The sequence below is a fragment of the Streptomyces griseiscabiei genome (assembly GCF_020010925.1).
Lineage (GTDB): Bacteria > Actinomycetota > Actinomycetes > Streptomycetales > Streptomycetaceae > Streptomyces > Streptomyces griseiscabiei.
Map to the genome: position 1 here is coordinate 3750857 of NZ_JAGJBZ010000001.1, position 17509 is coordinate 3768365.

General features: G+C 69.7%; 16 protein-coding genes and 1 riboswitch. Of the genes, 6 read left to right on the forward strand and 10 right to left on the reverse strand.

Annotation, left to right across the window (positions count from 1 at the left end):
* The first annotated feature begins 95 nt into the window (after window positions 1–95).
* Genes J8M51_RS16380 through J8M51_RS16400 form a run of 5 tightly spaced genes read left to right on the forward strand, consistent with a single transcriptional unit; the run spans window position 96 to window position 5231 of the window.
* Window positions 96–413 carry a small secreted hydrophilic protein gene (locus J8M51_RS16380; protein ID WP_086760485.1) on the forward strand — a complete coding sequence of 106 codons (318 nt, stop codon included), beginning with the start codon at window positions 96–98 and terminating at the stop codon, window positions 411–413.
* The gene (locus J8M51_RS16385) at window positions 400–1842 is read left to right on the forward strand and encodes a sensor histidine kinase (RefSeq protein ID WP_179203324.1); all 1443 of its coding nucleotides are present in this window, start codon (window positions 400–402) and stop codon (window positions 1840–1842) included. Before J8M51_RS16380 ends, J8M51_RS16385 begins: the two co-directional genes overlap by 14 nt.
* Window positions 1839–2501, forward strand: a complete 663-nt coding sequence (locus J8M51_RS16390; RefSeq protein ID WP_086760487.1) for a response regulator transcription factor — start codon at window positions 1839–1841, stop codon at window positions 2499–2501. The genes J8M51_RS16385 and J8M51_RS16390 overlap by 4 nt, the downstream gene beginning before the upstream one ends.
* A gap of 57 nt (window positions 2502–2558) precedes the next feature.
* The gene (locus J8M51_RS16395; protein ID WP_179203325.1) at window positions 2559–3974 is read left to right on the forward strand and encodes an SLC13 family permease; all 1416 of its coding nucleotides are present in this window, start codon (window positions 2559–2561) and stop codon (window positions 3972–3974) included.
* Window positions 3975–3998: 24 nt separating this feature from the next.
* Entirely contained in the window at window positions 3999–5231 is a 1233-nt protein-coding gene (locus J8M51_RS16400; RefSeq protein ID WP_086760489.1) for a glycerate kinase family protein, read from the forward strand.
* Here the strand turns inward: J8M51_RS16400 and J8M51_RS16405 are convergent.
* The 6 genes from J8M51_RS16405 to ctaE form a co-directional block, all read right to left on the reverse strand.
* Window positions 5192–6553, reverse strand: a complete 1362-nt coding sequence (locus J8M51_RS16405; protein ID WP_086760490.1) for an aminotransferase class V-fold PLP-dependent enzyme — start codon at window positions 6551–6553, stop codon at window positions 5192–5194. The two genes, J8M51_RS16400 and J8M51_RS16405, sit on opposite strands and share 40 nt — an antisense overlap.
* Before the next feature lie 126 nt (window positions 6554–6679).
* Window positions 6680–6795, reverse strand: a riboswitch (SAM riboswitch).
* Window positions 6796–7010: 215 nt separating this feature from the next.
* On the reverse strand, window positions 7011–8075 hold the full coding sequence (gene trpD, locus J8M51_RS16410) for an anthranilate phosphoribosyltransferase (protein ID WP_086754457.1): 1065 nt from the start codon (window positions 8073–8075) through the stop codon (window positions 7011–7013).
* 136 nt (window positions 8076–8211) lie between these two features.
* Window positions 8212–9852 (reverse strand): cytochrome bc1 complex cytochrome b subunit, encoded by a 1641-nt coding sequence (gene qcrB, locus J8M51_RS16415; protein ID WP_086754458.1) that lies wholly within the window; start codon window positions 9850–9852, stop codon window positions 8212–8214.
* On the reverse strand, window positions 9849–10904 hold the full coding sequence (gene qcrA / locus J8M51_RS16420) for a cytochrome bc1 complex Rieske iron-sulfur subunit (RefSeq protein ID WP_086754460.1): 1056 nt from the start codon (window positions 10902–10904) through the stop codon (window positions 9849–9851). Before qcrA ends, qcrB begins: the two co-directional genes overlap by 4 nt.
* Complete coding sequence (gene qcrC, locus J8M51_RS16425; protein WP_086754462.1) at window positions 10901–11710, reverse strand: cytochrome bc1 complex diheme cytochrome c subunit; 810 nt, start codon at window positions 11708–11710, stop codon at window positions 10901–10903. The genes qcrA and qcrC overlap by 4 nt, the downstream gene beginning before the upstream one ends.
* 100 nt (window positions 11711–11810) lie before the next feature.
* Window positions 11811–12431 carry an aa3-type cytochrome oxidase subunit III gene (gene ctaE, locus J8M51_RS16430; protein WP_086754464.1) on the reverse strand — a complete coding sequence of 207 codons (621 nt, stop codon included), beginning with the start codon at window positions 12429–12431 and terminating at the stop codon, window positions 11811–11813.
* A gap of 144 nt (window positions 12432–12575) precedes the next feature.
* Between ctaE and J8M51_RS16435 the strand changes: the two genes are divergently transcribed.
* Window positions 12576–12977 (forward strand): response regulator, encoded by a 402-nt coding sequence (locus tag J8M51_RS16435; RefSeq protein ID WP_086754466.1) that lies wholly within the window; start codon window positions 12576–12578, stop codon window positions 12975–12977.
* Between the two features lie 10 nt (window positions 12978–12987).
* On the opposite strand, the gene J8M51_RS16440 is transcribed toward J8M51_RS16435, so the two are convergent.
* The 4 genes from J8M51_RS16440 to ctaC form a co-directional block, all read right to left on the reverse strand.
* Window positions 12988–14235, reverse strand: coding sequence for a L,D-transpeptidase (locus J8M51_RS16440; RefSeq protein ID WP_086754468.1), 1248 nt, complete (start codon window positions 14233–14235; stop codon window positions 12988–12990).
* 143 nt (window positions 14236–14378) lie between these two features.
* The gene (locus J8M51_RS16445) at window positions 14379–14777 is read right to left on the reverse strand and encodes a cytochrome c oxidase subunit 4 (RefSeq protein ID WP_045555372.1); all 399 of its coding nucleotides are present in this window, start codon (window positions 14775–14777) and stop codon (window positions 14379–14381) included.
* Window positions 14774–16510, reverse strand: coding sequence for an aa3-type cytochrome oxidase subunit I (gene ctaD, locus J8M51_RS16450; protein WP_086754470.1), 1737 nt, complete (start codon window positions 16508–16510; stop codon window positions 14774–14776). The genes J8M51_RS16445 and ctaD overlap by 4 nt, the downstream gene beginning before the upstream one ends.
* Window positions 16507–17499, reverse strand: a complete 993-nt coding sequence (gene ctaC / locus J8M51_RS16455; protein WP_398856185.1) for an aa3-type cytochrome oxidase subunit II — start codon at window positions 17497–17499, stop codon at window positions 16507–16509. The genes ctaD and ctaC overlap by 4 nt, the downstream gene beginning before the upstream one ends.
* Window positions 17500–17509: the final 10 nt, after the last annotated feature.

The following is a 17509-nucleotide window of genomic DNA, read 5'->3' on the forward strand; positions in this document are numbered from 1 at the left end:
CGGCCGCCGACGGCCGTCGCCTGCCGTCGCCGGATGAAGAAATCCTCATCCCGGCCTCATCCGCGCCGACCGGTCCGCTCCGCAGGATCGTCCCCATGGTCTTCTCCCGCCGGATCGCGGCTCTCGCCGCCGTCGTGGCGATTCCGCTCGGGATCGCCGCGACCAGTTTCGCCCTGACCGACAGCCCGCAGGCGCCGAAGGTGCCGCCGAAGGTGGAGTTGGAGAGCGGTTCGCCGAGTCCCACGCCCACCCGGCCCACGGCGACACCCAGCGACGAGGCCGTGTCGCGGCCTCCGGTGACCGACGGCTCCGCGAGTGATGACGATGACGACGACGCAGGACGGAACGGGCAGGGCGGCCAGGACGACGCCGACGACGGCCCCGGTGACGACGGACCCGGTGACGACGGCTGACAGGCCGCTCGGGCGGGTCTCGGCCCGGGTCCGGATCCTGCTGTGGCTGCTGCTCGTGATGACCGTGGCGCTGGCCTCGGTCGCGACGACGACGCGGTCGATCCTGCTGCGGGACGTGGAGCAGCGCATCGACGAGCTGCTCGCGCAGGAGGCCGGGGAGTTCACCAACCTCCAGGCGCACGGCGTCGATCCGCAGACCGGCGCCCCCTTCACCGAGCCGTCACGGCTGCTCAAGGTCTTCCTGGAGCGGCAGAACGCCGACCTCGACGAGGAGCTGATCGGCCTCGTCGGCCGGAGCGGGCGCGCCCCCTCACAGCTCTTCCAGCAGCGCGAGATCCCCGTCCCGCTGCCCCTGCACGAGGACGGCGACGCCCGGCGGCGCATCTTCGAGTCGCCCGCCTCCATGGGCACGCTGGAGCGGGCGGCCGGGGAGATCCGCTGGGCGAAGGTGGAGGTGGCCCGGCACGGCTCCGAGGCGGACGCGGCGTTCGTGGTCGCCTTCCACCCGGCGAGCGAGCAGGCCCGCGCCGACGAGGTGTTCCAAGTGCTGCTCGCCATCTCCGGGGTCGCCCTGCTGATGACCACCGGGATCGCCTGGGTGGTCGCGGGCCGCATCCTCAAGCCCGTCCGGCTGGTGCGCTCCGCCGCCGCCCAGCTCACCGAGCAGGACCTCACCCGGCGCATCCCGGTGCACGGCCGGGACGACGTGGCCGCGCTCGCCGAGACGTTCAACGCGATGCTCGACCGGCTGGAGCGGGCGTTCGCCGCGCAGCGGGAGTTCGCCGACGACGCGGGCCACGAGCTGCGCACCCCCATCACCATCGTGCGCGGCCATCTGGAGCTGATGGGCGACGATCCCGCCGAGCGCGAGGAGACGGTCCGGCTGGTCACCGACGAACTGGACCGGATGAGCCGCATCGTCGAGGACCTGCTGCTGCTCGCCAAGGCCGAGCGGCCCGACTTCGTCCGCCCCGAGCCGGTCCAGCTCGCCGAACTCACCGCCGATGTCTACGTCAAGGCCCGCACCCTGGGCGACCGCGACTGGCAGCTCGCCGAAGTCGCCGACCTGGAGGCCGAGTTGGACCCCCAGCGGATCACCCAGGCGATGGTCCAGCTCGCCCAGAACGCCGTGCAGCACACCACCACCGGCCAGACCATCCGCGTCGGCTCCCGCGCCGAGGGCCGGGCGGTCGAGCTGTACGTCGTCGACTCGGGGCCCGGGGTGCAGCCGCAGGACGCCGAGGTGGTCTTCGAACGGTTCCGGCGCGGCACGGCCCGGCGCGGCGCCCGCGGCTCCGGTGCCGGGCTCGGCCTCGCCATCGTCCGCGCGATCGCCGAGGCCCACGGCGGCCGCGTGCGGCTGCACGACACCGAGGGCGGCGGCGCGACCTTCGTCCTGACCCTGACCCTGGAAGGGGCCCTCCCGTGAACCGCATTCTCATCGTCGAGGACGAGGAACGCATCGCCTCCTTCGTCGAGAAGGGCCTGCGCGCGGGCGGCTTCACCACGACCGTGGTCGGCGACGGCGACTCGGCCTACGAGTACGCCCTGACCGGCGGCTTCGACCTGGTCGTCCTCGACATCGGCCTGCCCGGCCGCGACGGTTTCACCGTCCTGCGCGAGCTGCGCGAGGCCCGTGTCACCGTGCCGGTCATCGTGCTGACCGCCCGCGACTCGGTACGCGACACCGTGGCCGGCCTGGAGGGCGGCGCCGACGACTGGATGACCAAGCCGTTCCGCTTCGAGGAGCTCCTGGCGAGGGTCCGTCTCCGGCTGCGTACGGCGGCCAGGGCCCCCGAGGTGACGATGCTGCGCAGCGGCGACCTGACGCTGGACCTGCGCACCCGACGCGCGCGGTCCGGGGAGCGCCTGGTGGACCTGACCGCCAGGGAGTTCGTCCTCATGGAACTCTTCCTGCGCCACCCCGGCCAGGTCCTGTCGCGGGAGCAGATCCTGTCGCACGTCTGGGGCTACGACTTCGACCCGGGCTCGAACATCGTGGACGTGTACGTACGGGCGCTGCGCAAGAAGCTGGGAGCGGCCCAGCTGGAGACGGTGAGGGGCATGGGCTACCGCCTGCCGACGTGAAGCTTCCTTCATAGACGGCTCATCAAGGACTCACCCCCCGCTTGAACCCTTGATGACGTGACCCTGAACCTCCGCCTGGCCACCACCCTCTGCATAGCACTCTCCCTCTGCGCCCTGCTGGCCGTCCCCGGCAACTTCCCCGGCCTCGGCGGAGAGGCCCGCCTCACCCTCATCGTCTTCACGCTGGCGACCGCCGCGTGGATCGGCACCCCCATCGACGACACGTACATCGCCCTCGGCGCGGGCCTCGCCCTCACCGTCACCGGGGTCATCAGCGACGACACCCTCTTCGGCACCCTCGGCGACGACACCGTATGGCTGCTGATCTGCGCGTTCGTGCTGGCGGCGGCGGTGACCCGGACGGGTCTGGCCGGTCGCGCCGCCGCGTTCCTGGTGAGCGGCGCCCGAACCGTACGGCAGCTGACACACCTCACGACCGCCGCACTCGTGGTGACCGCCTTCGCCGTGCCGGCCACCTCGGGCCGCGCGGCCCTCGCGCTCCCCGTGTTCCTGGCCCTCGCCAAGGCGCTGGCCGACCGGAGACGACTGGTCGTGATGCTGGCGCTGCTGTTCCCGACCGTGATCCTTCTGTCGGCGGTGGCGACCCTGATCGGCGCGGGAGCGCATCTGATCACCGTGTCGGTGCTGTGGGAGGCGACCGGCGACCGGATCGGCTTCACCGAGTGGCTGCTGCTCGGCCTGCCGCTGGCGATCGTGTCGTCCCATCTGGCGGCCGAGGCCGTCCTGCTGACGACGACCCGGCGCGAGGACCGCCGGGGCCCGGTGCGGATCACGGTGGAGGAGATCCAGCTGCACAGCGAGCGGCCGGTGACCGGCCCCTGGTCCCCCGCCGAGTCTCGCTGTGCCCTGCTGCTGGCCACGGTCGTGGTCCTGTGGTGCAGTGAGCCGCTGCACCGGGTCTCTCCGGCGGTGGTCGCACTGATCGGCGCGGTCGTCGCCGCCTCACCGGCCCTCGGCACCGTACGGCTGAAGGACGCACTGCGGACCGTGCCCTGGTCGATGCTGCTCTTCATGGCCGCGACGATGGCGATGGGCGTCGCGCTCAGCGACTCGGGAGCGGCGAAGTGGCTGGTCTCCGGGCTGCCCCCGGGGGTCACCCCGCTGGTGTTCCTGGTGGTGGTCGTGGTGGTCAGCACGGCCGCGCATCTGGTCCTGCAGTCCCGGTCGGCCCGCTCGTCGGTGCTGGTCCCGCTGGTCGTCGCGGCGGCCGTGGGCGCCGGTGTCAGCCCGGTCGCCGCAGCGCTCGCCTCCACCGCCGCGGCGGGCTTCTGCCACACCCTCCCGGCCTCCGCGAAGCCGGTCGCCCTCTTCGCCGACCTGCCCGGCACCCCCACCTACACCCCCCGCGACCTGCTGCGCCTCTCCGCCGTCCTGGCCCCGCTGACCGCCGCCCTGGTCGTGCTCTTCGCGGTGGTGGTGTGGCCGCTGCTGGGTGTCCCGCTCGTCCCGTAACCACTCTTCAGGAGCCCTGAGAACATGCTGAACCGAGTCGCCGTAGCCCCCAGTGGCTTCAAGGAGTCCCTGTCCGCCGAGGCCGCCGCCGACGCCATCGCGGAGGGCGTCCGCCGCGTCCTGCCCCACGCGGAGGTGGATCTGATCCCGCTGGTGGACGGCGGCGAGGGCACCGCCGCCGCGCTGGCCACCGCCACCGGCGGCCGGCTGGTCCCCCGGCTCGCCACGGGCCCGGTCGGCGATCCGGTCGACACCCACTTCGCCCTGCTCGGCACGCACGACCCGGCGGCGACGGGGATCGCCGTGGTCGAGATGGCCGCCGTCGCGGGCCTCACCCTCGTCCCCCGGGCCCTCCGCGATCCCGGCGCCACCACCACGTACGGCGTCGGCGAACTGATCCGCGCCGCGCTCGACACCGGCGTACGGCGGATCCTGGTCGGCTGCGGCGACTCCGGCACCTCGGACGGCGGGGCCGGTGCCCTCCAGGCGCTGGGCGCCCGGCTCCTGGACGCGCGGGGCGCCGAACTCCCTGCGGGAGGGCGGGAGTTGGGCCGTCTGGACCGGATCGACCCGTCCGGTCTGGATCCCCGCCTCAGGGAGGTGGAGCTGCTGGTGGCCTGCAACCCGTTCAACGTGCTCTGCGGCGACCGGGGGGTCGCCCGGGTCTTCGGCCCGCAGAAGGGGGCGACACCGGAGCAGGTCGAGGAGCTGTCGGCGGGCCTGGAGAACTGGGCGCGCGTCCTCACCCGTGACCTCGCCCCGCCGAGCACGGACCTCCGCGCCGGCCCGGGGACCGGTGCCTCCGGCGGGCTGGGCGCCGGGCTGGCGGCCCTGGGCGCCCGGCTGCTCCCCCGCTTCGAGGTGCTCCTGGGCCATCTGGACCTCGACGCCCGGCTGGCCCGCGCCGACCTGGTCGTCACGGCCGAGGGCGCCCTCGACCACCAGACGCCCCGCGGCAAGGTCCCCGCCGAGGTGGCCCGCCGCGCCAAGCTGTACGGCCGCCCGGTGCTGGCCCTCGCGGGCACCCTCGGCGAAGGCGCGCACGAGGTGCCGGGTGTCGACGCCTGCACCGGCATCCTGCCCGCCCCGATGGCCCTCGCCGAGGCCCTGGTCCGCGCGAGCGAACTGCTCACCGACGCCACCGAGCGGGCCCTGCGGATGATCGTGCTGGGCGCCCGGGTGACGGCGGGTTCAGCCGCCGCGGATCACCCGCCGGGTCAGACGGCGGGGACGCAACGCCCGTCCTCCGTACGGTAGTTCCACTGGGCGCCGTTGCTCACCAGCTCCTTCACCGCGCCCACGAACCGTTCCACGTGCTCGTCGGGGGTGCCCGCGCCGAAGCTCACCCGGATCGCGTTGAGGGACCGCTCGCCGGGCGCGGCCTCGGGGGCGCCGCACTCGCCCTGCGTCCCCGGGTCGCTGCCGAGCAGGGTGCGCACGAGGGGGTGGGCGCAGAAGAGGCCGTCGCGGACGCCGATGCCGTACTCGGCGGAGAGCGCGGCGGCGAAGTGGGAGCTGTTCCAGCCCTCGACGACGAAGGAGATCACGCCGACACGCGGGGCGTCGTCCCCGAAGAGGGAGAGGATCCGCACCTCGGGCACCTCGGCGAGCCCGGCCCGTACAGCGTCGATCAGATACCGCTCGCGGGCGACCAGCGTGTCGAACCCGGCCTCGGTGAGGGCCTTGCAGGCGGAGGCGATGGAGTAGGCGCCGATGACGTTGGGCGAGCCGGCCTCGTGGCGGGCGGCACTCTCGTGCCACTCGACGTCCACACCGCCGTCCGTGCGCCGGGTCACCTTGCGGGAGGCGCCGCCGCCGGCGAGGTACGGCTCGGCCGCGGTGAGCCAGTCGGCGCGGCCGGCGAGCACGCCCGAGCCGAAGGGCGCGTACAGCTTGTGGCCGGAGAAGGCGACCCAGTCGACGTCCAACTCCTGTACGGAGACGGCGTGGTGGGGCGCCAGCTGGGCCGCGTCGAGCACGATCCGCGCACCGTGCGCGTGCGCGGCGGCGGCCAGCTCACGCACCGGCCAGATCTCCCCGGTGACATTGGAGGCCCCGGTGACGCACACCAGCGCCGGCCCGTACGGGTCGCGCCCCGCGAGCGCCGACTCCAGCGTGGCGACGGCCTGTTCCGGCGTCCGGGGCGCGTCCAGATAGGTCACCCGCGCGTCCCGCCAGGGCAGCAGCGAGGCGTGGTGCTCGGTCTCGAAGACGAAGACCTGGCAGTCGGCGGGGAGGGCGGCGGCGAGGAGGTTCAGCGAGTCGGTGGTCGACCGGGTGAACACCACCTGGTCGCCGTCCCGGCAGTCGAGGAACTCGGCGACGGTCCTCCGGGCGTTCTCGAAGAGGTCCGTCGACAGCTGGGAGAGGTACCCGGCGCCCCGGTGCACGCTCCCGTAGTACGGCGCGTACGCCGCCACGTCGTCCCATACGCGCTGCAGGGCCGGGGCGCTGGCCGCGTAGTCGAGGGCGGCGTAGGTGACCTCGCCACCGGTGACGAGCGGGACGGTGACATCCCGTCCCAGAACGGGCAGCGGGGCACAAACGGACTGGGTGGCGGCAAGGGTGGAGACAGACATGGCGAACTCCCGTGAGGGGCATGCGAAAGCAAGGCATGCGGAGGAAAGAGAGAAAGAGAAAAGGGGTGCGCGGAGGCGGGGCTCGGCGGCCCTATCGCATTCGCTTGCTCACGGAAGACTCCCTCGAAGCCGCGCTTGCCGTAGACCTCGCTGCCTACGGCCCGGTCTTCACCCGGGGCACCCCGCCACGGAAGGAGGGTTGCCGGACAGCCAGCCGGGGCTATGGGCTGTCACTCATGACCTGAACCAGAACGTACGTGAAGTGATCGCCGCGCCGCAACCTGTGTCCGGATCGCGGGATGGGGCGCCTTCCGGAGTGGGGGTGCGGTTCGTGGGCGGGTGCGGGTCCGGTGGGGCTTCTCGCGCAGTTCCCCGCGCCCCTGAAAAGCAGGGGCCTGGTCCTTCAGGGGCGCGGGGAACTGCGCGACCAGCCCCCACCGGACCCGCACCCGACGAACTACCGGTTCGTCGCCGTGACCCACCGCTCAAGAGCCCGCCGCGCCGCCCCGGAGTCGATCGACTCCGCAGCCTTCGCCATGCCATCACGCACCTGCTCCGCCAGCGACGCGGACGTCGGGTCCAACGCCACCAGCGCCGCCGCCGAGTTCAAGAGCACCGCGTCCCGCACGGGCCCCGTCTCCCCGCCCAGCAACCGCCGCGCGACATCCGCGTTGTAGGACGCGTCGGCCCCCCGCAGCGCCTCCACCGGCACCAGCTCCAGCCCGACGTCACGCGGGTCGAAGGCCTCCTCGGTCACCTGGCCGTCCCGGACGACCCAGACCCGCGACGTCGCCGTGGTGGTCAGCTCGTCGAGGCCGTCGTCGCCGCGGAAGACCAGCGAGGAGTTGCCGCGCCCGGCGAAGACACCGGCCATGATGGGCGCCATCCGGGGGTCGGCGACCCCGACCGCCTGGGCCCGCACCTTCGCCGGGTTCGCCAGCGGCCCGAGCGCGTTGAAGACCGTACGGATGCCCAACTGCCCGCGCGCGGCGGCCACATGACGCAGCGCCGGGTGGAACTTCACCGCGAAGCAGAAGGTGATCCCGGCCTCCTCGGCGACCTCGGCGACCCGCTTCGGTGTCAGCTCCAGATTGACGCCCAGCTTCTCCAGCACATCGGAGGCGCCGGACGCCGACGAGGCGGCGCGGTTGCCGTGCTTGACGACCTTCGCGCCCGTACCGGCGACGACGATCGACGACATGGTGGAGATGTTGACCGTCTTGGCGCCGTCCCCGCCCGTACCGACGATGTCGACGGTCCGCCCGGCCACCTCGATCAGATTGGCGTGCTCGTACAGCGCGTCGACGAGACCGGTGATCTCGGCGACCGTCTCCCCCTTGGCCCGCAGCGCCACCACGAACCCGGCGATCTGCGCGTCCGTCGCCTCCCCGCGCATGATCTGGTCCATCGCCCAGAACGTGGCGCCGGCGTCCTGGTCGTGCCCGGACAGCAGCGCGTTCAGCACGGCGGGCCAGGAACGGCCCGCCGCGGTGTCGCCTCCAGCGGGGGTCACAGCGCTCATACGGCCGCTCCTGGGTGTCGTAGACGTGACGTGGAAGAAGGTGAACCCCACCCTATCCAGCCACGAGCACGGCGAAGGGCCCCCGTCCGAAGATCGGACGGGGGCCCTTCGACCGTGGTGTGGCGAAGCGAAGCGATCAGTGGTGGCCGTGGCCGCTCGTGATCTCCTTGTACTCCTCGACGGTCGGCTTGACGATCTGGCTGTCCTCGCCGTAGTAGCCCTTGCTCAGCTTGGCGCGGACCTTCTCCAGGCGGCCGACCTTGCGGGCGACACCGTTCTCGTCGACCGCGGCACCGATCTGGGCCGGCGCGTACTGCTCGTGCGCCGTGAGGGTGTGCAGCTGCTCCTGGCTGAGCGGCTCGTGGACCTCGATGAACTCACCGTGCGGCAGGCGCTTGATGATGCCGGTCTCGCGACCGTGCAGGATCTTGTCCTTGTCCCGGCGCTGCAGGCCGAGGCAGATGCGCTTGGTGACGATGAACGCGAGGACCGGGGCCACGAAGAACGCGATCCGGACGAACCAGGTGATCGAGTTGATCGACAGGTGGAAGTGGGTCGCCCAGAGGTCGTTTCCACCACCGATCAGCAGGACCATGTACCAGGTGATCCACGCGACACCGAAGGCCGTACGGGTCGGCGCGTTGCGCGGGCGGTCCAGGATGTGGTGCTCGCGCTTGTCGCCGGTGACCCAGGACTCGATGAACGGGTAGACCGCGATCGCGACCAGGACCAGCGGGAAGATCACCAGCGGGATGAACACGCCCAGGACGAGCGTGTGGCCCCAGAAGTTGATCTCCCAGCCCGGCATGACACGGATCAGACCCTCGGAGAAGCCCATGTACCAGTCGGGCTGGGCGCCGGTGGAGACCTGGTCCGGGCGGTAGGGGCCCATGGTCCAGATCGGGTTGATCGTGGCGATCGCCGAGATGACCGCGATGACACCGAAGACCAGGAAGAAGAAGCCGCCCGCCTTCGCCATGTACACGGGGAGCAGCGGCATGCCGACGACGTTGTTGTTCGTCTTTCCGGGGCCCGCGAACTGCGTGTGCTTGTGGTAGAAGACCAGGATCAGGTGCGCCACCAGCAGGCCGAGCATGATGCCCGGCAGCAGCAGGATGTGGACCGAGTAGAAGCGGGCCACGAAGTCGCCGCCCGGGAACTCGCCGCCGAAGAGGAAGAACGACAGGTACGTGCCGACGATCGGCACGGACAGGACCGCGCCCTCCATGAAGCGGACACCGGTGCCGGAGAGCAGGTCGTCCGGGAGCGAGTAACCGGTGAAGCCGGTGAACATGCCGAGGACGAACAACAGGAAGCCGAACAGCCAGTTGACCTCACGCGGCTTGCGGAACGCGCCCGTGAAGAACACCCGCATCATGTGCACGAACATGCCGGCGAGGAAGATCAGCGCCGCCCAGTGGTGGATCTGCCGGATCAGCAGACCACCGCGCACCTCGAAGGAGATGTGCATGGTCGAGTTGAACGCCTCGGACATCAGCTGTCCCTGCAGCGGGACGTAGCTGCCGTGGTACTCCACCTCGTTCATCGACGGGTGGAAGAACAGCGTCAGATACACACCCGTGAGGATGATGATGATGAAGCTGTACAGGCAGATCTCACCCAGCATGAACGACCAGTGGTCGGGGAAGATCTTGCGCATGTTGGCCTTGGCCAGGGAGTAGATCCCGAGCCGGCCGTCGGCCCAGTCGGCGACGCGCTCGCCGGCCGGTGCCTTCTCGCGCTTGTCGCGCGCGTCGGTGGTGGTTGCAGTACTCATCCGCGCTCCCAGAAGGCAGGACCGACGGGCTCTTCGAAGTCGCTGACCGCTTCGAGGTAGCCGTCTTCACCGACGGCGATCCTCAGCTGCGGAAGGGCGTGACCCGCGGGGCCGAAGATGACCCGGCCGCCGTCGGCGAGGTCGAAGGTGGACTGGTGGCAGGGGCAGAGCACGTGGTGCGTCTGCTGCTCGTACAGGGAGATCGGGCAGCCCACGTGGGTGCAGATCTTCGAGAACGCCACGATGCCCTCGTGGGACCACTCCAGCTCGCGCTTGTCCTTGATGTCGGCCGGCTGGATCCGGACGATCATCAGGGCGTCCTTGGCGATGTTCTTCTGGAAGTCGTGGTCGTGCTCGCTCAGGCCGTCCGGCATGGCGAAGGTCAGCGACCCGACCGCGACGTCCGAGGGACGCAGCGGCTCGTTGGTGTTCATGTTGACGAGCTTCTTGCCCTTGGCCCAGGTGGTGTGCCGCAGCTTGGTGCCGGGCGCGGGGCCGAGGCCGCCGAGCAGGAAGACACCGGAGAGCGGGAACAGGGCCAGCGCGCCGAACATCGTGGTGCGGATCAGCTTGCGACGGCCGATCACCGACTCCTCGGCGCCGGCCTTGAAGTCGGCCATGACCTTGGCCTTGACCTCGGGCGCGGCCTCGATCGGGTGACGCTCGTCGGCGACCTCGACGTCCGACATCAGCGTGCGGGCCCAGTGGACCGCGCCGGCGCCGATGCAGAACAGCGACAGGCCCAGGGTCATGCCCAGCGCGAAGTTCAGCGCGCTGATGTGACCGATCGGCCAGACGTAGATCGACTTGTCGACGTCGATCACCAGGTACGAGGCGATGAAGGCGACGGTGGCCAGCATCGACACCGTGAACAGCAGGGCGACCGTGCGCTCGGACCGCTTGGCGGCCCGCTCGTCGATGTCCTGGATCCGGTGCTCGTGGGGCGGGAGGCCGGGGTCCGCGAAGGGGTTCTTCTCGTCCGCGACCTTCACCGCGCCGTGCGCGTCCTGCTCGGAGGGCAGGTTCTCTTCTGGAATCTCTTGGCTACTCATGACTTCTTGGCCTTTGCGGTCCGGGCGGCGACCCACACGGCGACGGCGATCAGCGAACCGAGTCCGAAGACCCAGCCGAAGAGGCCCTCGCTGACGGGACCGAGTCCGCCGAGGCTGAGGCCACCGGGCTCCACGGTCTCGCCGCTGTTGACCGCTTCGAGGTACGCGATGATGTCCTTCTTGTTCTCTTCCGTCAGCGTGGTGTCGGGGAAGGACGGCATGTTCTGCGGGCCGGTCTGCATGGCCTCGTAGATGTGCTTCGGGTCGACACCCTCAAGGCTCGGCGCGTACTTGCCCTCGGACAGCGCACCGCCCTTGCCGGTGAAGTTGTGGCACTGAGCGCAGTTGGTCCGGAACAGCTCGCCGCCCTCGGCGATGTCCGCGCCCTCGGGGTCGTACTCGTTCTCGGTCGGGATCTCCGGGCCTGCGCCCAGCGACGAGATGTAGGCCGCGAGCTGGTCGATCTCGGCCTGCGAGTAGATGACCTTCTTCTTCGGGACCTGCGCGCCAGGCTGCTGGGCCGGCATCCGGCCGGTGCCGACCTGGAAGTCGACGGCCGCCGCGCCCACACCCACCAGGGACGGACCGTCGGTGGTGCCCTGACCGCCGGTGCCGTGGCAGCTGGCGCAGCCTACGGCGTAGAGCTTCTTGCCCTCCTCGATGGTGAGGGTCTGGGCGGTTTCATCGGCCTGCGCCTTTTCCGCGGGGGCGAAGGCGGTGTAGAGCCCCGCGCAGGCCGCCAGCGCGATGAATAGGACGACGACCGCCGCCAGCGGATGGCGTCGTCGTGCGGAGAGCTTTTTCACGGATTACCCCGGTGTCAGGATCTTCTGCGTCGGTGCTTCTGGAAGGGTCGTTCTCGGTGCGTGGCAGGCGTACGGTCGGTCCGCCCGCCCGTCCGCCGATCTACTTGATCATGTAGATCGTGGCGAAGAGGCCGATCCAGACGACATCGACGAAGTGCCAGTAGTAGGACACGACGATGGCCGCGGTCGCCTGCTCGTGGGTGAACCTCTTGGCCGCGTAGGTGCGTCCGAGGACCAGCAGGAAGGCGATGAGACCGCCCGTCACGTGCAGGCCGTGGAAGCCGGTGGTCAGATAGAACACCGAGCCGTACGGGTCGGACGAGAGCGACAGGCCCTCGTGCTTGACCAGCTCGGTGTACTCGAAGACCTGGCCGCCGATGAAGATCGCACCCATCACGAACGTGACGATGAACCACATCCGGAGTTTCTTCACGTCCCCGCGCTCGGCGGCGAAGACGCCGAGCTGGCAGGTGAGGGAGGAGAGCACCAGGATCGTGGTGTTGGTCGCCGAGAACGGGAAGTTCAGGGTGTCGGCCTTCTCCGTCCAGAACTCCGGACCGGTCACCGATCGCAGGGTGAAGTACATCGCGAAGAGGGCCGCGAAGAACATCAGCTCGGAACTCAACCAGATGATGGTTCCGACGCTGGTGAGGTTCGGCCGGTTGACCGACGGGTGCGCGTGCCCGGTTTCTACTGTCGTTGCTGTCGCCACGACCGACATTATGTCGGTCGCTTATCCCGCCCTCACTCCGGGGGGTGCCGTTCGGAGTGTTGCTCCCTGTCGTACCGGTGCTGACGTGGTGTTCGAGGGAGTAGCATCCGCGCATCGGGCCTGTCCTTAAGACGCTGACGTCACGGAGGAACAATGCAGCCGACCGCCACGGTGCTGGTCTACAGCGACGACTCCAACACCCGCGAACAAGTTCGGTTGGCGACGGGGCGCCGTCCGGCGCCGGACGTTCCCCAGGTGGAGTTCCTGGAGTGCGCGACCCCCGCCGCCGTCATCAAGGAGCTGGACCGGGGCGGGATCGATGTCTGTGTCCTGGACGGCGAGGCCGCGCCCATGGGGGGCATGGGGGTGTGCCGGCAGATCAAGGACGAGATCTTCGAGTGCCCGCCCGCGCTGGTGCTGATCGGACGGCCGCAGGACGCGTGGCTGGCGACCTGGAGCCGGGCCGACGCGGCGGTGACCCTGCCGGTGGATCCGGTGGAGTTCGCGGCGGCCCTGGCTTCCCTGCTGCGCAGCAGGCAGGCGCTGAGCGCCTAGGAGTGGGTGCCTAGACCGACTCGGGCCTCAGGCGAGCCTGTACCTGGGGCCCCGGTACCTCCTCGGTGCCGCCGACCAGGGCGCTGCCCTCGCGCCAGTTCTTCCAGTCGAGGTTCCAGTCGCCGTAGCCGTTGCCGAAGGGGGCCATGGTGTCGCCGGCCGAGTTGACGACCTCGACGATGTCACCCTCGTTGATGGTGTCGTAGAACCAGGCGGCGTTGCCCATGCTCATGCCGGTGCAGCCGTGGCTGACGTTGGCGTAACCCTGGGAGCCGGTGGACCAGGGGGCGGCGTGGACGTACTCGCCGCTGTTGGTGACCCTGACGGAGTGGTGCACGGTCAGGTCGTAGAAGTCGGACGCGCCTATGCTGGCGCTGGTCATCCGTACGGTGCCTTCCTTGGCCAGTACGACCTTGACCCCGTTGCGGGTGTCGTAGCCGGGCATGCCGGTGGTGACCGGTATCTGCTTGACGACCTCGTCGTTCTTGTACACGGTCATCTGGTGCGAGGCGGCGTCGGTGACGGCGACTATCTTGGCGCCGGTCGTCAGCGTGAGGGGCTCGGCCTTCCCGCCCCAGAGCCGGTCGCCTATCTTCAGGCCCTCCAGGTTGCTGTGCACCCGGACCGTGGCGTCGGCGGGCCAGTACTCCTTCGGGCGGTAGTGGAGCTTCTTGTCGTCCACCCAGTGCCAGGCACCGTCCGCGGCGGGGGTGGAGTCCACCTTGAGGGCGCGTTCGACGACGGCCCGGGCCGCCTTGTCCTTGACCGGCCGGCTCAGTTCGGCGGTGACGGGCTGGCCGACGCCGTACCTGCCCTCCTCGGGGCCGAAGGTGACGTTCAGGCGCTTCTTGGTGAGGGGGCGGCCGGTGTCGAAGGCGAGGGTCTCGCGGCCGGGGGCGCCGTCCTCGTCCTCGGTGCTCACACGGACCGTGTAACGGGCGTTGGCGGCGAGCGGCGAGGTGGAGTGCCAGCGGCCTCCGTCGGCGGAGAGTTCGCCCGCCACGAAGCGTCCTGCGGCGTCCACGGCGGTGACGTCGGTGATGCGGCTGTCGTCCTCGGCGGTGACTTCCAGCGGCTTGTCGGGGTCGGCCTTCTCGCCGTCCCCGCTCGGGGTGTTGAACGAGACGTGGTCGGCCGCGTCGTAGGGCGTGCCCGACAGCGGGTGGCCCCCGGAACCGCAGGCGGTGACGCCCGCTCCCAGGGAGACCACCAGCAGGGTGCAGCCGGCGACCGTGCGGTTACGGGGTGAGTTGTTCATGGGTTCAACGTAGGAACGCCCGTCGGGCGTGGCGCGTCGGGTGGGCCGACCGGGCTACGTCCGGTGCGGCGAACGGGGGAAGCCCGGACCCCCTGTCGGAGTGTCCGGGCTTCCGTGTGCTCGGCGCGTGGTACCGCCGCGCGTTACTGGTTCTGGTTCTCGCCGCGGTAGTACTCGAAGACCCAGCCCCACAGGCCGATCATGATGATCGGGGCGGAGAAGTACAGCAGCCACCAGCCGAAGACGACGCCCATGAAGGCGAGCGCGCCGCCCACGCCGAGGGCGAGGGGCTGCCAGCTGTGCGGGCTGAAGAAGCCCAGCTCACCGGCGTCGTCCGCGACGTCGGCCTCCTTGTTGTCCTGTGCGCCCACGTCGACCCGCCGGGCCGTGAAGGCCAGGTAGTAGCCGACCATGATGCACAGGCCGAAGGCCAGGAACAGCGCCGTGGTGCCGGCGGGCTCCTTCGACCAGACGCCGTAGACGATCGCCATGGCCAGCACGAAGACTGCCAGCCAGATGAACATCTTGCCTTGGACCTTCACTTGCCGGCCTCCTTGCCGCTGGCCGCGAGCTCGGCCGCCGGGCCGCCGTGCGCGAGCTGTTCGAGCGCGGCGATCTCCGGGTGGTGCAGGTCGAACGCCGGGGACTCACTGCGGATCCGCGGCAGGGTGAGGAAGTTGTGCCGCGGCGGCGGGCAGGAGGTCGCCCACTCCAGCGAACGGCCGTAGCCCCACGGGTCGTCGACCTCGACCTTCTTGCCGTACTTGGCCGTCTTCCACACGTTGTAGAGGAACGGCAGGATCGACAGACCGAGGACGAACGAGGCGATCGTGGAGATCGTGTTCAGCGCGGTGAAGCCGTCGGCCGCGAGATAGTCCGCGTACCGGCGCGGCATGCCCTCGGCGCCCAGCCAGTGCTGGACGAGGAACGTGCCGTGGAAGCCGATGAACAGCGTCCAGAAGGTGATCTTGCCGAGGCGCTCGTCGAGCATCTTGCCGGTCATCTTCGGCCACCAGAAGTGGAAGCCGGAGAACATCGCGAAGACGACGGTGCCGAACACCACGTAGTGGAAGTGCGCCACCACGAAGTAGGAGTCCGAGACGTGGAAGTCCATCGGCGGCGAGGCCAGGATGACACCGGTCAGACCACCGAAGGTGAAGGTGATCAGGAAGCCGGTCGCCCAGAGCATCGGTGTCTCGAAGGACAGCGAGCCCTTCCACATCGTTCCGATCCAGTTGAAGAACTTCACGCCGGTCGGTACGGCGATGAGGAACGTCATGAAGGAGAAGAACGGTAGGAGCACGCCACCGGTGACGTACATGTGGTGGGCCCACACCGTCACCGAGAGGCCGGCGATCGCGATGGTCGCGCCGATCAGACCCATGTAGCCGAACATCGGCTTGCGGGAGAAGACCGGGATGACCTCGGAGATGATGCCGAAGAACGGCAGCGCGATGATGTACACCTCTGGATGGCCGAAGAACCAGAAGAGGTGTTGCCAGAGCAAGGCGCCGCCGTTGGCCGCGTCGAAGACATGCGCACCGAACTTGCGGTCCGCCTCCAGGGCGAACAGCGCGGCCGCGAGGACCGGGAAGGCGAGCAGGACCAGGACGGCGGTCAGCAGCACGTTCCACACGAAGATCGGCATGCGGAACATCGTCATGCCGGGTGCGCGCATGCAGATGATCGTGGTGATGAAGTTGACCGCGCCGAGGATGGTGCCGAAGCCGGAGAAGGCCAGACCCATGATCCACATGTCGGCGCCGATACCCGGGCTGCGGACCGCGTCGGACAGCGGGCTGTAGGCGAACCAGCCGAAGTCGGCCGCGCCCTGCGGGGTGAGGAAGCCACCGACCGCGATGAGGGAGCCGAAGAGGTACAGCCAGTACGCGAACATGTTCAGCCGCGGGAACGCCACGTCGGGCGCGCCGATCTGCAGCGGCATGATCCAGTTGGTGAAACCGGCGAACAGCGGCGTCGCGAACATCAGCAGCATGATCGTGCCGTGCATCGTGAACGCCTGGTTGAACTGCTCGTTCGACATGATCTGCGTGCCCGGGCGGGCGAGTTCGGCGCGCATGAAGAGCGCCATCACGCCGCCGATGCAGAAGAACGCGAACGACGTGACCAGGTACAGCGTGCCGATCGTCTTGTGGTCGGTGGTCGTCAGCCACTTCACCACGACGTTACCGGGCTGCTTGCGCCGGACGGGCAGCTCGTCTTCGTACGAGCCCTCGGCGGCTGCGGCACCCTGAGGTTCGTCGATGATGCTCACAGTTGGTTCGTCTCCCGGTTCTTCTCGTGGCTCGTCTGCTCAATGCCGGCCGGGACGTAACCGGTCTGGCCCTTCTCCACGAGCGACTTGAGGTGCTCCTCGTAGCGCTCCTGGGAGACGACCTTCACGTTGAAGAGCATCCGAGAGTGGTCCACGCCGCACAGTTCGGCGCACTTGCCCAGGAAGGTGCCCTCCTGGTTGGGGGTCACCTGGAAGGCGTTGGTGTGGCCCGGGATGACGTCCTGCTTCATCAGGAACGGCACCACCCAGAAGGAGTGGATGACGTCACGCGAGGTGAGGACGAAGCGGACCGTCTTGCCCTCAGGGAGCCAGAGGGTCGGGCCGGGGTTGCCGGTCTGCGGGTTCTTGTCGCCAGGAGTGCCGCAGGTGTAGACACCGCCGGCGTTCGCCGGGAAGTCCTTCTTGAACCGGTCCGGGATGGCGGCCAGGTTCTCGTCGGTCTTCGCGTCGCCCGTCGAGCCCTCGACGTTCTCCACGTAGTTGAAGCACCAGCTCCACTGGAAGCCGACCACGTTGACCGTGAGGTCGGGCTTCTTCGACGTGTCGAGGAGCTTCGACTCGTCGCGGGCGGTGAAGTAGAAGAGCACCGAGACGATGATCAGCGGGACGACCGTGTACAGCGCCTCGATGGGCATGTTGTACCGGGTCTGTGGGGGAACTTCGACCTTGGTGCGGCTGCGCCTGTGGAAGAAAGCACTCCACAGGATCAGGCCCCACACCAGCACGCCCGTGGCGAGCGCGGCCGCCCACGACCCCTGCCACAGGGAGAGGATCCGAGGAGCCTCTTCCGTGGTCGGGGTGGGCATGCCCAGGCGGGGGAAGTCCTCCCATGTGCAACCGGTGGCGGTCGCCAGGACCAGGCCTGCGGTCATCGCCTGCAGCAGCTTCCGCCGCATCGGGCGCCGCGGCATGGGGGTACCACCCACGCCGTTAAGGCAGTGGGGGAGGTCGGAGCCGTTGGGACTCACGTAGCGCCTT

Excerpts from the sequence above, each read along its gene's own strand:
- J8M51_RS16380 (WP_086760485.1), top strand. The coding sequence starts at position 96 with ATGGTCTTCTCCCGCCGGATCGCGGCTCTCGCCGCCGTCGTGGCGATT.
- J8M51_RS16400 (WP_086760489.1), top strand. The coding sequence starts at position 3,999 with ATGCTGAACCGAGTCGCCGTAGCCCCCAGTGGCTTCAAGGAGTCCCTG.
- J8M51_RS16405 (WP_086760490.1), bottom strand. The coding sequence starts at position 6,553 with ATGTCTGTCTCCACCCTTGCCGCCACCCAGTCCGTTTGTGCCCCGCTG.
- trpD (WP_086754457.1), bottom strand. The coding sequence starts at position 8,075 with ATGAGCGCTGTGACCCCCGCTGGAGGCGACACCGCGGCGGGCCGTTCC.
- qcrB (WP_086754458.1), bottom strand. The coding sequence starts at position 9,852 with ATGAGTACTGCAACCACCACCGACGCGCGCGACAAGCGCGAGAAGGCA.
- qcrA (WP_086754460.1), bottom strand. The coding sequence starts at position 10,904 with ATGAGTAGCCAAGAGATTCCAGAAGAGAACCTGCCCTCCGAGCAGGAC.
- ctaE (WP_086754464.1), bottom strand. The coding sequence starts at position 12,431 with ATGTCGGTCGTGGCGACAGCAACGACAGTAGAAACCGGGCACGCGCAC.
- J8M51_RS16435 (WP_086754466.1), top strand. The coding sequence starts at position 12,576 with ATGCAGCCGACCGCCACGGTGCTGGTCTACAGCGACGACTCCAACACC.
- J8M51_RS16440 (WP_086754468.1), bottom strand. The coding sequence starts at position 14,235 with ATGAACAACTCACCCCGTAACCGCACGGTCGCCGGCTGCACCCTGCTG.